Source organism: Streptomyces sp. NPDC127038, assembly GCF_042725875.1.
Taxonomy (GTDB): Bacteria; Actinomycetota; Actinomycetes; order Streptomycetales; family Streptomycetaceae; genus Streptomyces.
On the sequence record NZ_JBHXDQ010000053.1, the window covers coordinates 32,522 to 47,678 of the forward strand.

Sequence of the window (15,157 nt, forward strand, 5' to 3'; positions counted from 1 at the left end):
GCGCCGGTCGGCCCCGATGCGGGGGCTCCGGGCGTACGGGCGGTGGCGGCCCCGGACGCGGCGGACGCGCCGGTCGCGCCGGCCCTCGGCCGGACGAGCGAGGTGGGTGTCTTCGTACCCGGCGCGGCCGATTCCGCCCGGCCGGACGCGGCGGGACCCGGCCCGTCGGCCGTCACGGAAGCGGACGTGCCGGACCGGTCCGGTGCCGACGGCGCGGCGGGCTGGTGCGGCACCGACGGGACCGTCCCCCGAGGCGGGCTCGCGGGACGCGGCGGAACGGAGCCGGACGGGGCCTCGCCGAACACGGAGGCGGACGCGGACCGCCCGGAACCCGACGGGAAGGCGGATCCTTCGAGCCCGGAAGCAGGCCCGGCCTCCCCGAACACCGAAGCCGACCCGGAACGCCCGGAACCCGACGCGGACGCGGACCCTCCGGACCCGGAAGCGGGCCCGGCCTCCCCGAACACCGAAGCCGACCCGGAACGCCCGGAAGGCGACGCCGGGTTTCCGAAGGCTGGTGGTGGTGCTGAGCGGCCGGACGGTGATGGCGGTGCGGGACTGTCAGGGGCGGGCTCCGGCGGGAGCGGTGTCGGGTCCTCGGCAGACCAGTCCTCGCCGCCCGACAGATCCGGCCCGGGCGCCCGCACCGGCCTCGGCGGGACCTCGCCGGCCGGGGGGTTCGCGGACTCCTGGGAGTCCGGAGCGGAGGGGCGCCGGGGATTCGAGGCACGCCGCGCTTCCGTACTCATGCACCCCCCGTTTCCTCGTACCGGGCTGTCGGACGCCCCGCAACCCGGCGAGCCGTTCGTGTGTGCGCGAGAGGCTCACCACGGGCACACGTACCCGCACCGGTGGACCGTCACCCCGGGCGGAGTCCGCCGGAGCGAGGACGTCCCTCCCCGCGTCCGCGTCACTCTACGGGTTGACGGGCGCCGGACGGGAACCAGTCCGAGGCCCCGCGGCATCTGCCCGGAACGTCCCCCTACCCTGCGGTAATGGAGTCTGGCAGTCTTCGCTCATGACTGCCCGTGCCGCCGACAGGGCCCGCTACGACCGGGCCACCGCTCACCTCGACGCCCCCGTCGCCATCGTCGATCTGGAGGCCTTCGACGCGAACGCGGACGATCTGGTCCGCCGGGCCGGCGGCAAGCCGATCCGTGTCGCCAGCAAGTCCGTCCGCTGCCGCACCCTCCTGGAACGCGTCCTGGCCCGGGACGGCTTCGCGGGGCTCATGTCGTTCACCCTCGCCGAGTCCCTGTGGCTGGCCAGGTCCGGTTTCGACGACGTCCTGCTCGCCTATCCGTCGGCCGACCGCAAGGGCTACGCCGAGCTGACCTCCGACCCCAAGCTCGCCGCCGCGGTGACCGTCATGATCGACGACCCGGCACAGCTTCGCCTCATCGACGAGGCCCGCGACGGCGGCACCGAGGTCGTACGGGTCTGCCTGGAGCTGGACACCTCGCTGAAGCTGTTCGGCGGCCGGGTCCGGGTCGGCGCGCTGCGTTCGCCGCTGCACTCCCCCGCGCAGGTCGCGGACCTCGCCCGCGCCGTGAAGCGCGCCCCGGGGTTCAAGCTGGTGGGGATCATGGCGTACGAGGGGCACATCGCCGGAGTCGGTGACGCGATCTCGGGGCGGCCGCTGCGCTCGCGCGCCGTGCGGCTGATGCAGGCGACCGCCCGCAAGGAGCTCGCCGAGCGGCGCGCGGAGGTCGTCCGGGCGGTCCGCGCGGTGGAGCCGGACCTGGAATTCGTCAACGGCGGCGGCACCGGAAGCGTGCAGCACACGGCGGCGGAGGACGCGGTCACCGAGATCGCGGCCGGGTCGGGGCTCTACGTGCCGAGGCTCTTCGACAACTACACGTCCTTCACCGGGCGTCCGGCGGCGCTGTTCGCCCAGCCCGTGGTGCGCCGTCCGGGCGTGGGTGTGGTGACCGTGCTGGGCGGCGGCTATCCCGCGTCCGGGGCGGCGGGCGCCGACCGGCTGCCGGTCCCGTACCTGCCGGAGGGGCTGTCGTACGACCCGCAGGAGGGACCCGGCGAGGTGCAGACCCCGCTGCTCGGGTCCCCGGCGGACGATCTGCTCATCGGTGACAAGGTGTGGTTCCGGCACGCGAAGGCCGGTGAGCTGTGCGAGCGGTTCGACACGCTGCACCTCGTGGAGGGCGACACCGTGACCGCCTCGGTCCCGACCTATCGGGGAGAGGGCCACACCTTCCTCTGACCGGTGGCCCGGGGGATCAGCCGGTCGGGCCGATGCTGCTTCCCACCCCGCCGCCGGCGTCCTTCTGTCCCACGGAACGGATGCCGGCGGTGATGCGGTCCAGGTCGGACAGCGGCGGCCCGTCGGGACCGGCGTCGACGGCGAAGCGGACGACGACCAGGGACTGCGAGCCCACACTGGACGGGAAGGCCAGGGACTCCACGTAACCGCCGGGTCCCACACCGGTCCTGACCTTCCAGCGCACGAGGTACCCGGCGCGCCCTGCGACGGCGACCGAGCCGGACTTCACCAGCCGGTGCGAGGCGATGCCCCGGAAGGGGCGGCTGCCGACCAGGTCGTGGCCGAACGCGCTGTCGGCGGCGTCCTCGATGTCCCCCTCTGCGAGGGCCTTCGGCGAGGTCACGTCGGTGGCGGTCGCCGTGCGCGAGTCGACCCAGCCGTGCCGGCACAGACCCGGGTCGCCCGGGCAGTCGTAGGTTCTCGGGGTCGACAGCACCATGTCGTCGTCGGCGGCGTAGCGCGGTTTCGTCCAGCCGTCGAGGACCGGGAAGGTGATGCCGTTCAGTTCGTCCACGACGACGGACGGGTCACCGGCCGAGGGCGAGGGGCCGGTCGGTGACGGCGAGGGGTCCTCGGTCCCGGCGGGAGAGGACGCCGGGGGTGTGGTCCGCGCCGCGGCCTCGCCCCCGCCGCCTTCGTCGTGGCTCAGCAGCACCGCGCCGGTGACGATCGCGGCCACCAGGACGACGGCGGCCGTCACGAGCGCGACGGTCCTGGCCCGGCCGGATCCGGAGCCGCCGGCCGACGGGGTCGGTATCAGGGGCTGTTGGGGGACGTCGGGCTGACGCCGGTGGTCGGTCCACGCGGCTCCGTCCCACCAGCGCTCGACGAGCGGGTACGACGGGTCGCGGTACCACCCGGGTGGAGGTGTCACGCTCATCCCGGCACTCTAGGGCCTGTTCGGGCAGGGGGACTTGCCGGGGGACGGTCCGCCGGGCGGGGTGGCGCGTGTCCTCCCGCGCCCCGCGGACCGTGCCTGCGGCCGGACTACAGCGGAGTGACGTAGGCGCCCGAGATGCCGCCGTCGACCAGGAAGTCGGTGGCGTTCACGAAGGAGGAGTCGTCGCTGGCGAGGAACGCCACGGCCGCGGCGATCTCGTCCGCCTCGGCGAACCGCCCGACCGGGATGTGCACCAGCCGGCGCGAAGCCCGCTCGGGGTCCTTGGCGAACAGCTCCTGGAGCAGCGGGGTGTTGACCGGTCCGGGGCACAGGGCGTTGACCCGGATGCCCTCCCGGGCGAACTGGACGCCCAGTTCACGGGACATGGCCAGGACACCGCCCTTGGAGGCCGTGTACGAGATCTGGGAGGTCGCCGCGCCCATCCGGGCCACGAAGGAGGCGGTGTTGATGATGGAGCCGCGGCCCTGGCGCCGCATGTAGGGGATGGCCGCCTTGCAACAGAGGTACACGGAGGTGAGGTTGACCTCCTGGACGCGCTTCCAGGCGTCGAGGCCCGTGTCCAGGATGGAGTCGTCGTCGGGCGGTGAGATGCCCGCGTTGTTGAAGGCGATGTCGACCGAGCCGTACGTCTCGTACGCCGTTTTGAACAGGTTCTCGACCTGGTCCGGGTCGGTCACGTCGACCTTGACGAAGGTTCCGCCGACCTCCTCGGCCACGGCCTTCCCGTGCTGCTCGTCGATGTCGCCGCAGACGACGTGGGCGCCCTCGGAGGCGAGCCGGCGCGCGGTGGCGAGGCCGATGCCGCTGGCGGCACCGGTGATGACGGCGGTGCGACCCACCAGGCGGCGGCAGCTGGTCTCGGGGGTGTCTGAAGTCACTGTGCGGGACCCTCCGTGCTGATGAAGACGTTCTTGGTCTCGGTGAAGGCGGTGAGGGCGTCCGGGCCGAGTTCACGGCCGATCCCCGACTGCTTGAAGCCGCCGAAGGGGGTCCAGTAGCGGACGCTGGAGTGGGAGTTGACGGACAGGTTCCCGGCGCGGACCGCTTGGGAGACGCGCAGGGCGCGGCCGACGTCGCGGGTCCAGATGGAGCCGGACAGGCCGTAGTCGGTGGCGTTGGCGAGCCGGACGGCGTCGGCCTCGTCCTCGAAGGGCAGCACGACGGCGACGGGGCCGAAGACCTCCTCGACGGCCACGCGGGCACCGGGGTCGACGCCGGTGAGGACGGTGGGCGCGAACCAGAAGCCGGGGCCCTCCGGTGCCTTGCCCCGGATGCCGGGCGCGTCGTCGTCGACGTAGGACCGTACGCGTTCCAGCTGGGCCGCGGAGATCAGCGGGCCCATCTGGGTCCGCTCGTCGGAGGGGTCGCCGACGACGACCGACTCCACGGCCGGGGCGAGGAGTTCGAGGAAGCGGTCGTGGACGGAGCGCTGGACGAGGATGCGGGTGCGGGCGCAGCAGTCCTGGCCGGAGTTGTCGAGGAAGGACATGGGGGCGGCCGCGGCGGCGGCCTCGATGTCGGCGTCGGCGAAGACGATGTTGGGGCTCTTGCCGCCGAGTTCGAGGGTGACGCGCTTGAGGAGGGCGGAGCCCTTGGCCAGCACCTGTTTGCCGACGGCCGTGGACCCGGTGAACACGATCTTCGCGACGCCGGGGTGCCGGACGAGGGCGTCGCCCGCGACGGGTCCGGCGCCGGGCAGCACCTGGAAGAGGTGCTCGGGAAGGCCTGCCTCCAGGGCGAGTTCGGCCAGTCGCAGGGCCGTGAGCGGGGTCGTCTCGGCGGGTTTGAGGACGACGGCGTTGCCCGCGGCGAGGGCGGGTGCGGTGCCCCAGGCGGCGATGGGCATCGGGAAGTTCCAGGGGGCGATGACGCCGACGACGCCGAGGGGTTCGAGGAGGGTGATGTCGAGGCCGCCCGGGACGGGAATCTGACGTCCCGTCAACCGCTCCACTCCCCCGGCCGCGTAGTCCAGGAGGTCGCGGACGTTGCCCGCCTCCCAGCGGGCGTTGCCCAGGGTGTGCCCGGCCTCGCGGACCTCCAGGCGGGCCAGTTCCTCGACGTGGGCGTCGACTTCGGCGGCGAAGCGGCGCAGCAGCCTGGCCCGGTCGGCGGGTGCGAGGGCGGCCCAGCGGGTCTGCGCCCGGGCGGCCCGTACGACGGCGTCGTCCACGTCCTTCTCCGTCGCGGCCGGGACGGTCGTGAGGACGTCCCCGGTGGCCGGGTCCAGGACCTGGAGTTCATGGCCGTACGGGGGTGAGGTGTACGGATAGGACGGGCGCGGCGCGTCCTGATGCGATGCGGGTTGCTGCGATGCGGGCGGGTGCGGCAAGGGGGTCCTCACATGCGTTCGAAGGAGCGGCGCAGCTCCCAGTCGGTCACCGCGGCGTCGAAGGCCTCCAGTTCGACGCGCGCCATGTTGCGGTAGTGCTCGACCACCTCGTCACCGAAGGCGGTCCGGGCGATCGGGCTGTTCTCCCAGAGCTCGGCGGCCTCGCGCAGGGTGGTGGGGACATGTTCGTACGCGGCGGTGTAGGCGTTGCCCTGGCACGCCTCGGGCAGTTCCAGCTTCCGCTCGATGCCGTACAGGCCGGCCGCCACCAGTCCGGCGACGGCCAGGTGCGGATTGACGTCGCCCCCGGGCAGCCGGTTCTCGAAGCGCGTGGAGCGGCCGTGGCCGACGACGCGGAGCGCGCAGGTGCGGTTGTCGTGGCCCCAGGCGACGGCGGTGGGGGCGAAGGAGCCGGGCTGGAACCGCTTGTACGAGTTGATGTTGGGCGCGTACAGCAGGGAGAAGTCGCGCAGCGCGGCCAGCTGTCCGGCGAGGAAGTGGCGCATCACCTCCGACATGCCGTCCGGGTCCCCGGCGGGGCCGGCCATCGCGTTGGTGCCGTCGGCGTCGGCGAGCGAGAGGTGGATGTGGCAGGAGTTGCCCTCGCGCTCGTTGTACTTGGCCATGAAGGTGAGGGAGACGCCCTCCTGGGAGGCGATCTCCTTGGCGCCGGTCTTGTAGATCGCGTGCTGGTCGCAGGTGACGAGGGCCTCGTCGTACTTGAAGGCGATCTCGTGCTGGCCGGGGTTGCACTCCCCCTTGGCGGACTCGACGGTGAGGCCCGCGGCCTGCATCTCGTTGCGGATGCGGCGCAGCAGGGGCTCCACGCGTCCGGTGCCGAGGACGGAGTAGTCGATGTTGTACTGGTTGGCCGGGGTGAGTCCCCGGTAGCCGGTGTCCCAGGCCTGCTCGTAGGTGTCCTTGAAGACGATGAACTCCAGCTCGGTGCCGACCTGGGCGGTGTAGCCGAGTTCGGCGAGACGCTCCAGCTGGCGGCGCAGGATCTGGCGGGGCGCGGCCACCACCGGGGAGCCGTCGTTCCAGGCGAGGTCGGCGATGAGCATCGCGGTGCCCTCGTTCCAGGGGACGCGCCGCAGGGTGGCGAGGTCGGGGTGCAGGGCGAAGTCGCCGTAGCCCCGGTCCCAGGACGACATGGCGTAGCCGTCGACGGTGTTCATGTCGGCGTCGACGGCGAGGAGGTAGTTGCAGCCCTCCGTGCCGTGTTCCAGGACCTCGTCGAGGAAGAAGGCCGCGGCGAACCGCTTGCCCTGGAGCCGCCCCTGCATGTCGGGGAAGGCCAGGACGACCGTGTCGATGTCACCGGCTCCGACGAGGGCGCGCAGTTCCTCGACGGTGAGCGGGGGTGTGCGGTCTGCCACCGGAAAAGCCTCCTTGGGTCAGCCGAGGGCCATAAGGTATTGCGGAGAACCATTGCTTGGGAAGGGGGCGCGACCTGATGACGCGGGCGGAATCCGGCCGGGGGACGGACGACCGGCTGACGCCGGTCCTGCGGCCGGTGCGGGCGGGCAACGGCTTCGAGGAGGCGCTGGAGCAGATCCTCCAGATCGTCCGGCTCGGTCTGGTCCCGGGCGGTGAACGGCTGCCCGCGGAAAGGGAGTTGGCGGAACGGCTCGGGATCAGCCGGGTGACCCTGCGCGAGGTCCTCAAGGTGCTCCAGGACCAGGGCCTGGTCGAGTCGCGGCGCGGGCGCTACGGCGGAACGTTCGTGCTGGCGCGCACCGACACCCCGGGCGAGCACGAGCTGCGGCGCCGGGTCGCCGCGGTCGACATCGAGGACGTGCTGCGCTTCCGCGAGGTCCTGGAGGTCGGCGCGGCGGGGCTGTGCGCGGCGCACGGGCTCGACGCGGAGCAGGGGGCCCGGCTGCGCGCCGCGCTGGAGCGGACGAACGACGCTCCGCTGGCGGACTACCGGCGGCTGGACACCATGCTCCACCTCACCCTCGCGGAGCTGTGCGGCTCCCCGTCGCTCACCGCGCGGTACGCGGCCGTCCGCGCCGGCGTGAACGAGCTGCTCGACTGCATCCCGCTCCTCGTCCGCAACCTGGAGCATTCGCAGCGTCAGCACACCGCCCTGGTCGAGGCGGTGCTCGACGGGGACGCGGACGGGGCGCGCGAGATCATGCGGGAGCACTGCGCGGGCACGGCGGCGCTGCTGCGGGGGTTCCTGGCGTGAGCCCGGCGTGACGGGTGGAGCCTCCGTGTTCCGCTCCGCCGTCCCGCAAAGGTATGAGACCTTTCCATTGAGGCCGTGGAAGGGAGCAGCACGTGGGCAGGCCGCTGGTCGGTGTGAGTACGTATCTGGAGGCCGGGGCGCGCTGGGGCGTGTGGGAGCTGGATGCCGCGCTGCTGCCGGCCGGTTATCCCCGGCTCGTGCAGCGGGCGGGCGGGCTCGCCGTGATGCTGCCGCCCGACGATCCGGACCTGGCGGCCGCGGCCGTCGCCCGGCTCGACGCGGTCGTGGTCGCGGGCGGTCCCGATGTCGACCCTGGGCGGTACGGCGCCGAGCGCTCCCCGCGTACGGGCCCGCCCGCCCATGAACGTGACGCCTGGGAACTGGCCCTGATCCGGGCCGCGTTGGACTCCGGCACCCCGCTGCTCGGCATCTGCCGCGGCCATCAGCTCCTGAACGTGGCCCTGGGCGGCACGCTCGTCCAGCACCTCGACGGCCATGTGAAGGACATCGGCGTCGTCGGCCACCACGAGGTGACGCCCGTTCCGGGGACGCGGTACGCCGGTCTCGTGCCGGAGGTGTGCGCCGTGCCGACGTACCACCACCAGGCGGTGGACCGGCTCGGGGAGGGCCTCCTGGTCTGCGCGCACGCGGCCGACGGCACGGTGGAGGCGGTCGAGCTGCCCGGCTCCGCCTGGGTCCTGGGAGTCCAGTGGCACCCGGAGATGGGGGACGATCTGCGGGTCATGCGGGGCCTGATCACAGCGGCGACCTGACCGGTCAGGATCCGCACGGAGGTTCTTCGCCCTCTCCGCCTCTACCTTCCCCCAAGGTCTTGGCTTCGCTCGACCAGGGGGGAGGGTAGGGGCGGAGGGGGCGAAGGAAGCCCGTCCGCTACGCCCCCCGCGTCAGGGACAGCAGGTCCCGGGCCGGGCCCGTGGGCCGGTGCCCCGTCGGCCAGACGGCCCGCAGCGCACGGGTGAGCCGGACGTCGGCGAGCGGAATGCCCACCAGCCGGTGGGCCGACAACTCCTCCCCGAGGGCCAGTTCACTCAGCACGGCGGGCCCCGCCCCGTTGACGGCGGAGGCCTTGACCGCCGTCGTCGAGGACAGCTCGATCAACGGCCGGGCCAGCCCGCCCAGCGCGGAGTCGAGGACCTGACGCGTACCCGACCCCTCCTCGCGCAGGATGAGCGGCGTGGCGGCGAGCTCCGCCGCCGCGAGCGGCGCCCGCCGCCGCGCCCAGGGATGCCCGGGCGCCGTCACCACGATCAGCCGGTCGTGCGCGATGACGGTGGCGTCGAGACCGGACGGCACCGAGAGCCCCTCGACGAACCCGAGGTCCGCCTCGCCGGACAGGAGCCGCTCGGCGACGGCGGCGGAGTTCCCGGCGAGCAGCGACACGGCCGTGTCGGGACGCTGCGCGCGCAGCGCGATCAGCCAGCCGGGCAGCAGATACTCGGCGATGGTCATGCTCGCGGCGACCCGCAGCCGGGAGTCGCGCCGGTCGCGCAGCGCCTGCGCCCCGGCGTCGAACGCCTCGGCCGCGTCCACCACCCGGCGGGCCCAGTCCGTGACGAGCGCGCCCTCGCGGGTGAGCCGGGACCCGCGCGGCGAGCGGTCGACGAGGGCCACGCCGAGCAGCCGCTCCATCGAACGGATACGGCTGCTGGCGGCCGGCTGGGTGATCCCCAGCTCCCGCGCGGCCCGCCCGAGACTGCCCAGGCGGGCCACGGCCAGCAGCAGTTCCAGCGCGCCGAGGTCGGGCACCCGGTGCGCGATCCCCCCACCGGGCCGGTCCTCGGCACCGCTACCCATGACGATCCTCAGCCCCGCAGCTCATAAACCCAGCTTATGCCGTCATAGGCGCGCACTCCCTGGTGGGGAGATCGTCACGGCGCGACCGTGGTGTCATGGTCACCGCAGCCCAGCCCTTGTCCGCCCATCAGGCGGGAACCGTCCCCGGCACGAAGACCCCCCGTGTCCCGGGAAACCGCGTCGTCACCGCGGTCCGTCATCTCGGCCCGAACTGGTACGCCTCCGTGATGGGCACGGCGATCGTGGCGACGGCGGGAGCCGGACTCCCCGTGGACGTCCCGGGCCTGCGCACCGCCTGCGCCGTCGTGTGGGCCCTCTCCCTCACCCTGCTGGTGGCGCTGCTGGCCGCCCGCGCCCTGCACTGGACGTACCACCGCGACCAGGCCCGCGCCCATCTGCTCGACCCGGCCATGGCCCCGTTCTACGGCTGTCTGTCGATGGCCCTGCTCGCCGTGGGCGGCGGCACCCTCCTGGTCGGCCGGGACTGGATCGGCACCCCGGCCGCGATCGCCGTGGACGGCGTCCTGTTCACCGCCGGGACGGTCATCGGGCTGGCCGCCGCCGTGGCCGTCCCGTATCTGATGGTCGTACGCCATCGCATCGAACCCGGTCAGGCCTCCCCCGTGTGGCTGCTGCCCATCGTCGCCCCGATGGTGTCGGCCGCGGTCGGCCCCCTGCTCGTTCCGCACCTTCCGGCCGGACAGCCCCGGGAGACCCTGCTCCTCGCCTGTGTCGCGATGTTCGGGATCAGTCTGGTGGCCACCTTCGTGATGCTGCCGATGATCTTCGCGCGGCTCGTCACCACGGGTCCGCTGCCGCTCGCGCTCACCCCGACGCTGTTCCTGGTGCTCGGCCCGCTGGGCCAGTCGACGACCGCGGTGGGCAAGTTCGCGGACGCGGCCCCCGGTGTCGTGCCCGCCCCCTACGACCAGGGTTTCGCGCTCCTCGCCGTCCTCTACGGCGTCCCGGTGCTGGGCTTCGCGCTGCTGTGGCTGGCGCTGGCCGTCACCCTGACCGTACGGGCCCGCCGCCAGGGCATGGGCTTCGCGATGACCTGGTGGGCGTTCACCTTCCCGGTGGGCACCTGCGTGACCGGCGCGGAGGGCCTGGCCCGGCACACGGGCCTGGCCGCCTTCCAGGTGCTGGCCGTGGCCCTGTACGTCCTGCTGGTGGCCGCCTGGTCGGTGGCCGCGGTCCGCACGGCCCACGGCCTGGCCACCGGAAAGCTGCTCGCGGCACCCCGCTGACACCGGCGCGGTGGCCCGGCGCCGGCCGGCGTGCCGACCGCCCACCACGACCCCCGGAGCACCTAGTGCGGCCGGGGTTCGTGGAGGCGGACCGTTATCCTCACCGTCACGTCGTCTCCGGCCGAGAGGCCGGTCTGCTTGCGTACGGCCGCCTTGAGCGGCAGCAGATAGCCGCCGTCCCGGGGGAAGAGCGACGTCCGGAAGACGGCCTCACCGATCCGGGCCTCGACCGGGATCACGCCCCAGCCGTAGGTGGCCATCGCGGCCACCTCGCGGATCTCGGCCGACTCCTCGTCCGGCAGGCGGACGAAGTGGTACGGCGCCGGTCCGCGCCATTCGATCACCGGGCCGGAAAAGTCGAACTCCATACGGTCGGTCTCCTTCAGGAGTGATTGCGGGCGATCGCGGTGAGGGTCTCGCGGTGGCGGCGCTCTGCGGACATCGCGGGACCGCCTCGCACGCCGGCGACCGTCGCGGGCCCGCCGAGTGTGCACGGGCCGCGTTGACGAGGTCAACGCCGGCGATCACGCCCCGCCGCGCACCGGCGGAACGGCGCCAGGCCCCCGCGGCACGTGCACGGCGACCGGCCCCGTGTCGAGACCGCGGACGCATGCCGGAGCACACAGTTGGGCAGTGTGACGTGTCACAGACAGCGCGGCGCCACTGTGGGAACTTCAAGTGCCTTTCCTACCGGCCCAGTTGGTGAAGAGCCGAGAGGGGTGGCCCGCATGTGGAGAGGATCGGATGCGCTCTTTGGAAGCCCTGACGCTTGATCAGGTCGTCGACACGGCCCGCTATCCGCTGGCGGAACCCGAGGGTGCCCTGGGCCGGGCCGTGGTGTCCCGCGCCCGGCGTGACCTGTCGGCCCTCGGCTGCACCGTACTGCCGGACTTCGTCCGCCCGTCCCTGCGCGACGCGCTGCGGCGGGAGTGCTCGGCCATGGCCCCCCGGGCGCACCACGACGTCGAGACGGTGAACGTCTACAACATCGCGGTCGACTCGGCGCTGCCGCAGGACCATCCGGGCCGCAGGACCTTCGAGCGGGGCAACGCGTTCGTCGCGCGGGACCGCATCCCCGCGGACTCCCTCATCAGCCGCCTCTACTCCGACACCCTGTTCCGGGACTTCGTCGCCCGCTGCTTCGAACTGCCCGTGCTGCACGAGCTGGCGGACCCGCTCTCCGGTCTCGTCCTCAACGTCGTCGCGCCGGGCCTGGAGCACCCCTGGCACTTCGACACCAACGAGTTCACCGTGAGCATGCTCACCCAGCAGGCCGAGGACGGCGGCGTCTTCGAGTACTGCCCGAACATCCGGACCGCGCGGGACGAGAACTTCGACGACGTCCGCGACGTGCTGGACGGCCGGGGCGAGCGGCTGACCCGGCGCCTGCCCCTGCAACCGGGCGACCTGCAACTGTTCAAGGGGCGCTACTCGCTGCACCGGGTGAGCCCCGTGCGCGGCGGGACCGAGCGCCATTCCGCGATCTTCGCCTACAGCGAGCGCCCCGGCGTCATCGGGAGCGTGGAGCGGACCCGGCAGCTCTTCGGCCGGGTGCTGCCCGAGCATCTGGCGGCCGAGGGCCGGGCGGTCCGCGGCGACCGGCTCCTGGACTAGGACCCGTCCGACAGGCCCCAGCGGGTACGCGGAGCCGCCGCAGGCCGTTTCCCCCCGAGCGATCCCCCGGAGGAGTCAGCCCCTTGCGTTTCGACGTGACCGGAAAAGTCACACTCGACCACATCTACGACCAGCCCGATCCGCGCACCTATTTCCGGGTGCTGCGCCCGCTCGACTACGGCGTTCCCCAGCAGGCCAAGCCCTGGTTCACCAAATTCATCACGGAGTACCGCGAGTCCCGGCGGGTCGCGGTGCCGCAGGTGCTGGACATCGGCTGCTCGTACGGGATCAACGCCGCCCTGCTGAAGTACGACGCGACCATGGACGAGCTGTACGCGCGCTACGGCGACGAGGAGCACGCGGGTGCCGACCGCGAGGCCCTGCTGACCCGCGACCGGGAGCTGGCCCGCTCGCGCCGCCCCCCGCAGGCGATCCGCTTCGTCGGCCTCGACACCTCCGGCAGCGCGCTGTCGTACGCCCATGAGGCCGGGTTCCTCGACGACGTGGTGCACGCCGACCTGGAGGCGCACGAACCCACCCCACGGCAGCGCGCCCAGCTCTCGGGCACGGACCTGGTGATCTCGACGGGCTGCGTCGGCTACGTCACCGAACGGACGCTCACGCGAGTCGTCCGGGCCCAGGGCGTCCACCGGCCGTGGATGGCGCACTTCGTGCTGCGGATGTTCCCCTTCGACCCCGTCGAGCGGGCGCTGGCCGCCCTGGGCTACCGGACCGTCCGCGTCGACGAGGTGTTCCGGCAGCGGCGGTTCGCCTCCCCGCAGGAACAGGCGCTCGTCCTCGACGGGATGTCGGCCGCGGGGGTGGATCCACAGGGCCTGGAGACGGAAGGCTGGCTGTACGCACAGCTCTACCTTTCCCGGCCGTACGACATCACGGGCACCAACGATCCGAATCGAGAACAGAGTTGAAAACCAGTCAGGACGATCCAGGCAACCCGTACGCCGGCCGGGAGGACAGCCTGCCGCGCGTGCCGCTGCCCACCCTGGAGGCCAGCTGCGAGAGGTTCCTCGCCTGGTGCGGGCCGCTGCTGACCGACGACGAGCGGTCGGCGACCGAGGCGGAGGTCGCCGCCTTCCTCCGGCCCGGCGGCCCCGGCCGGATGCTGCACGCCGCGCTGGAGGAGTACGACGCCACCGAGGGCGTGCACAGCTGGCTCGACGTCTTCTGGCCCTACCGGTACCTGGGCCGCCGGGACAGGATCGCCCTCAACGCCAACTTCTTCTTCCTGTTCCAGGACTCCGACCAGGCGCAGGTGGAGCGGGCGGCCGGGCTGGTGGCCGGCGCCCTCGACCACAAGCGGCGGCTCGACCAGGGGCTGATCGAGCCCGCGGTGCAGCGCGGGGCCCCTCAGTCGACGGTGCAGAACGGGTTCCTGTTCTCCACCACGCGCATCCCCGGCGTGCCGCAGGACACCGTCCGCGCCCCCTACACCGAGGCCTGGCCCGGACCGTCCGAGGCCCGGCACATCGTGGTGTTCTTCCGGGGCGGCATGTTCCGGCTGGACGTGCTGGGTCCCGACGGTGTCCCGCACAGCCTGGACGACATCGAGGCGGGGCTGCGCGCCGTGATGAAGGCCGCCCCGGACGGCGCGGACGTCCCGGTGGGCCACCTCACCACCATGGCCCGGGCCGAGTGGGCGGCCGCCCGGGAGTCCCTGCTGGCCTGCCACCCCGGCAACGCCGACGCCCTCGACGCCGTCGAGACGGCGCTGTTCTGCGTGGCCCTGGAGGACTTCGCCCCCGCGGACGTCCAGGACGCCTGTGACCAGCTGCTGTACGGGGACCGCGGCAACCGCTGGTTCGACAAGGCCGTGACCTTCGTCGTCTTCGCCGACGGCCGGGCCGGCATCAACGTCGAGCACTGCGAGCTGGACGGGACGACGATCCTCGGGTTCACCGACGCCCTCCTCGGCACCCCGCCCGAGGAGCACTCCCGGCGGTCGGGAGCCCGCTCCCAGGGGCTGCCGGCGCTGGAGCCGATCGTGTTCGAACTGGACGACGCGCTGCGGGAGCGGGCGCGCTCCGCGGCCGGGGCGTTCGCCGATTACGGGGAGAACACCGCGACCAGCACGCTGTCCTTCACGGACTTCGGCAGCGGCGCGGCCAAGGCGCTGGGGGTGTCGCCCGACGCGTTGGTGCAGGCCGCCTACCAGCTCGCCCACCAGCGCGCCAAGGGACACCTGGGCGCCACGTACGAGTCGATCGCCACCCGGCAGTACCGGCACGGGCGGACCGAGGCGATGCGTGTCGTGACCCCCGAGATGGTGGCGTTCGTCGCGGCGATGGAGGACCCGGCGGCGGACGCGGACTCCCGGCGCGCCGCGTTCCGGGCGGCCACCGAGGCCCATGTGGAGCGGGCGCGGGCGTGCCAGGCCGGACAGGCGCCGGAGCAGCACCTGTGGGAGCTGGAGCTGATCCAGCGCCGGCGGGGGGCCGAGCTCGGGGTGACCGAGCAGCCCGCGCTGTACCGGACGCCGGGCTGGACGACCATGCGGGACGACTATCTGAGCACGAGCTCGGCGCCGTCCGTCAACATCCAGTTCTTCGGTTTCGGGTCGACCAGCAGCCAGTGCATCGGCATCGCCTACGTGCTTCTGCCGGAGCGCTTCAACCTCTACCTGAGCACGCCGAAGCCGGTCGCGGCACAGATGCGGACGTTCGCCGACCGGCTCCGGGAGGCGATGGACGAACTCAGGGAGCTGCTGGCGTCCGCGGGTCCCGGCGCCTGACCGGACCCCGGACCCGGAACTCCCGGG

The 15,157-nt window shown here is 73.0% G+C and carries 13 protein-coding genes; 7 read left to right on the forward strand and 6 right to left on the reverse strand.

Annotated features, from left to right (window positions below):
• Nucleotides 1-1,018: 1,018 nt before the first annotated feature.
• Nucleotides 1,019-2,221, forward strand: coding sequence for an amino acid deaminase/aldolase (locus ACFWI4_RS29765; protein ID WP_387202362.1), 1,203 nt, complete (start codon nt 1,019-1,021; stop codon nt 2,219-2,221).
• Nucleotides 2,222-2,237: 16 nt separating this feature from the next.
• Here the strand turns inward: ACFWI4_RS29765 and ACFWI4_RS29770 are convergent, their stop codons facing one another.
• The 4 genes from ACFWI4_RS29770 to ACFWI4_RS29785 all read right to left on the reverse strand — a co-directional run bounded on the left by ACFWI4_RS29770 (nt 2,238) and on the right by ACFWI4_RS29785 (nt 6,890).
• The gene (locus ACFWI4_RS29770; protein WP_387202365.1) at nt 2,238-3,161 is read right to left on the reverse strand and encodes a DUF2510 domain-containing protein; all 924 of its coding nucleotides are present in this window, start codon (nt 3,159-3,161) and stop codon (nt 2,238-2,240) included.
• A gap of 107 nt (nt 3,162-3,268) precedes the next feature.
• The gene (locus ACFWI4_RS29775) at nt 3,269-4,060 is read right to left on the reverse strand and encodes a 3-oxoacyl-ACP reductase (protein ID WP_387202367.1); all 792 of its coding nucleotides are present in this window, start codon (nt 4,058-4,060) and stop codon (nt 3,269-3,271) included.
• Entirely contained in the window at nt 4,057-5,409 is a 1,353-nt protein-coding gene (locus ACFWI4_RS29780; protein WP_387202440.1) for an aldehyde dehydrogenase family protein, read from the reverse strand. The genes ACFWI4_RS29775 and ACFWI4_RS29780 overlap by 4 nt, the downstream gene beginning before the upstream one ends.
• A 110-nt stretch (nt 5,410-5,519) precedes the next feature.
• Nucleotides 5,520-6,890 carry a glutamine synthetase family protein gene (locus ACFWI4_RS29785; RefSeq protein ID WP_387202370.1) on the reverse strand — a complete coding sequence of 457 codons (1,371 nt, stop codon included), beginning with the start codon at nt 6,888-6,890 and terminating at the stop codon, nt 5,520-5,522.
• 77 nt (nt 6,891-6,967) lie between these two features.
• On the opposite strand from ACFWI4_RS29785, the gene ACFWI4_RS29790 reads away from it, so the two are divergent.
• Together ACFWI4_RS29790 and ACFWI4_RS29795 are read left to right on the forward strand one after the other, a co-directional pair.
• Nucleotides 6,968-7,705 (forward strand): FadR/GntR family transcriptional regulator, encoded by a 738-nt coding sequence (locus ACFWI4_RS29790; RefSeq protein ID WP_387202373.1) that lies wholly within the window; start codon nt 6,968-6,970, stop codon nt 7,703-7,705.
• A gap of 92 nt (nt 7,706-7,797) precedes the next feature.
• Complete coding sequence (locus ACFWI4_RS29795) at nt 7,798-8,478, forward strand: gamma-glutamyl-gamma-aminobutyrate hydrolase family protein (RefSeq protein ID WP_387202376.1); 681 nt, start codon at nt 7,798-7,800, stop codon at nt 8,476-8,478.
• Between the two features lie 118 nt (nt 8,479-8,596).
• Here the strand turns inward: ACFWI4_RS29795 and ACFWI4_RS29800 are convergent, their stop codons facing one another.
• Complete coding sequence (locus ACFWI4_RS29800; protein ID WP_387202379.1) at nt 8,597-9,520, reverse strand: LysR family transcriptional regulator; 924 nt, start codon at nt 9,518-9,520, stop codon at nt 8,597-8,599.
• Between the two features lie 95 nt (nt 9,521-9,615).
• Here ACFWI4_RS29800 and ACFWI4_RS29805 point away from each other — a divergent pair, with 95 nt between their 5' ends.
• A complete protein-coding gene (locus ACFWI4_RS29805; protein ID WP_387202382.1) occupies nt 9,616-10,767 on the forward strand; it encodes a TDT family transporter in 1,152 nt (383 codons plus the stop codon).
• 62 nt (nt 10,768-10,829) lie between these two features.
• Here the strand turns inward: ACFWI4_RS29805 and ACFWI4_RS29810 are convergent, their stop codons facing one another.
• Nucleotides 10,830-11,135, reverse strand: coding sequence for a DUF1905 domain-containing protein (locus tag ACFWI4_RS29810; protein ID WP_387202385.1), 306 nt, complete (start codon nt 11,133-11,135; stop codon nt 10,830-10,832).
• 376 nt (nt 11,136-11,511) lie between these two features.
• On the opposite strand from ACFWI4_RS29810, the gene ACFWI4_RS29815 reads away from it, so the two are divergent.
• The 3 genes from ACFWI4_RS29815 (at nt 11,512) to ACFWI4_RS29825 (ending at nt 15,130) form a co-directional block, all read left to right on the forward strand.
• The gene (locus tag ACFWI4_RS29815; RefSeq protein WP_387202388.1) at nt 11,512-12,381 is read left to right on the forward strand and encodes an arpA protein; all 870 of its coding nucleotides are present in this window, start codon (nt 11,512-11,514) and stop codon (nt 12,379-12,381) included.
• Nucleotides 12,382-12,476: 95 nt separating this feature from the next.
• Nucleotides 12,477-13,310: a class I SAM-dependent methyltransferase gene (locus tag ACFWI4_RS29820; protein WP_387202391.1), complete on the forward strand. Its 834-nt coding sequence runs from the start codon at nt 12,477-12,479 to the stop codon at nt 13,308-13,310.
• Entirely contained in the window at nt 13,307-15,130 is a 1,824-nt protein-coding gene (locus tag ACFWI4_RS29825) for a choline/carnitine O-acyltransferase (RefSeq protein WP_387202394.1), read from the forward strand. The genes ACFWI4_RS29820 and ACFWI4_RS29825 overlap by 4 nt, the downstream gene beginning before the upstream one ends.
• Nucleotides 15,131-15,157: the final 27 nt, after the last annotated feature.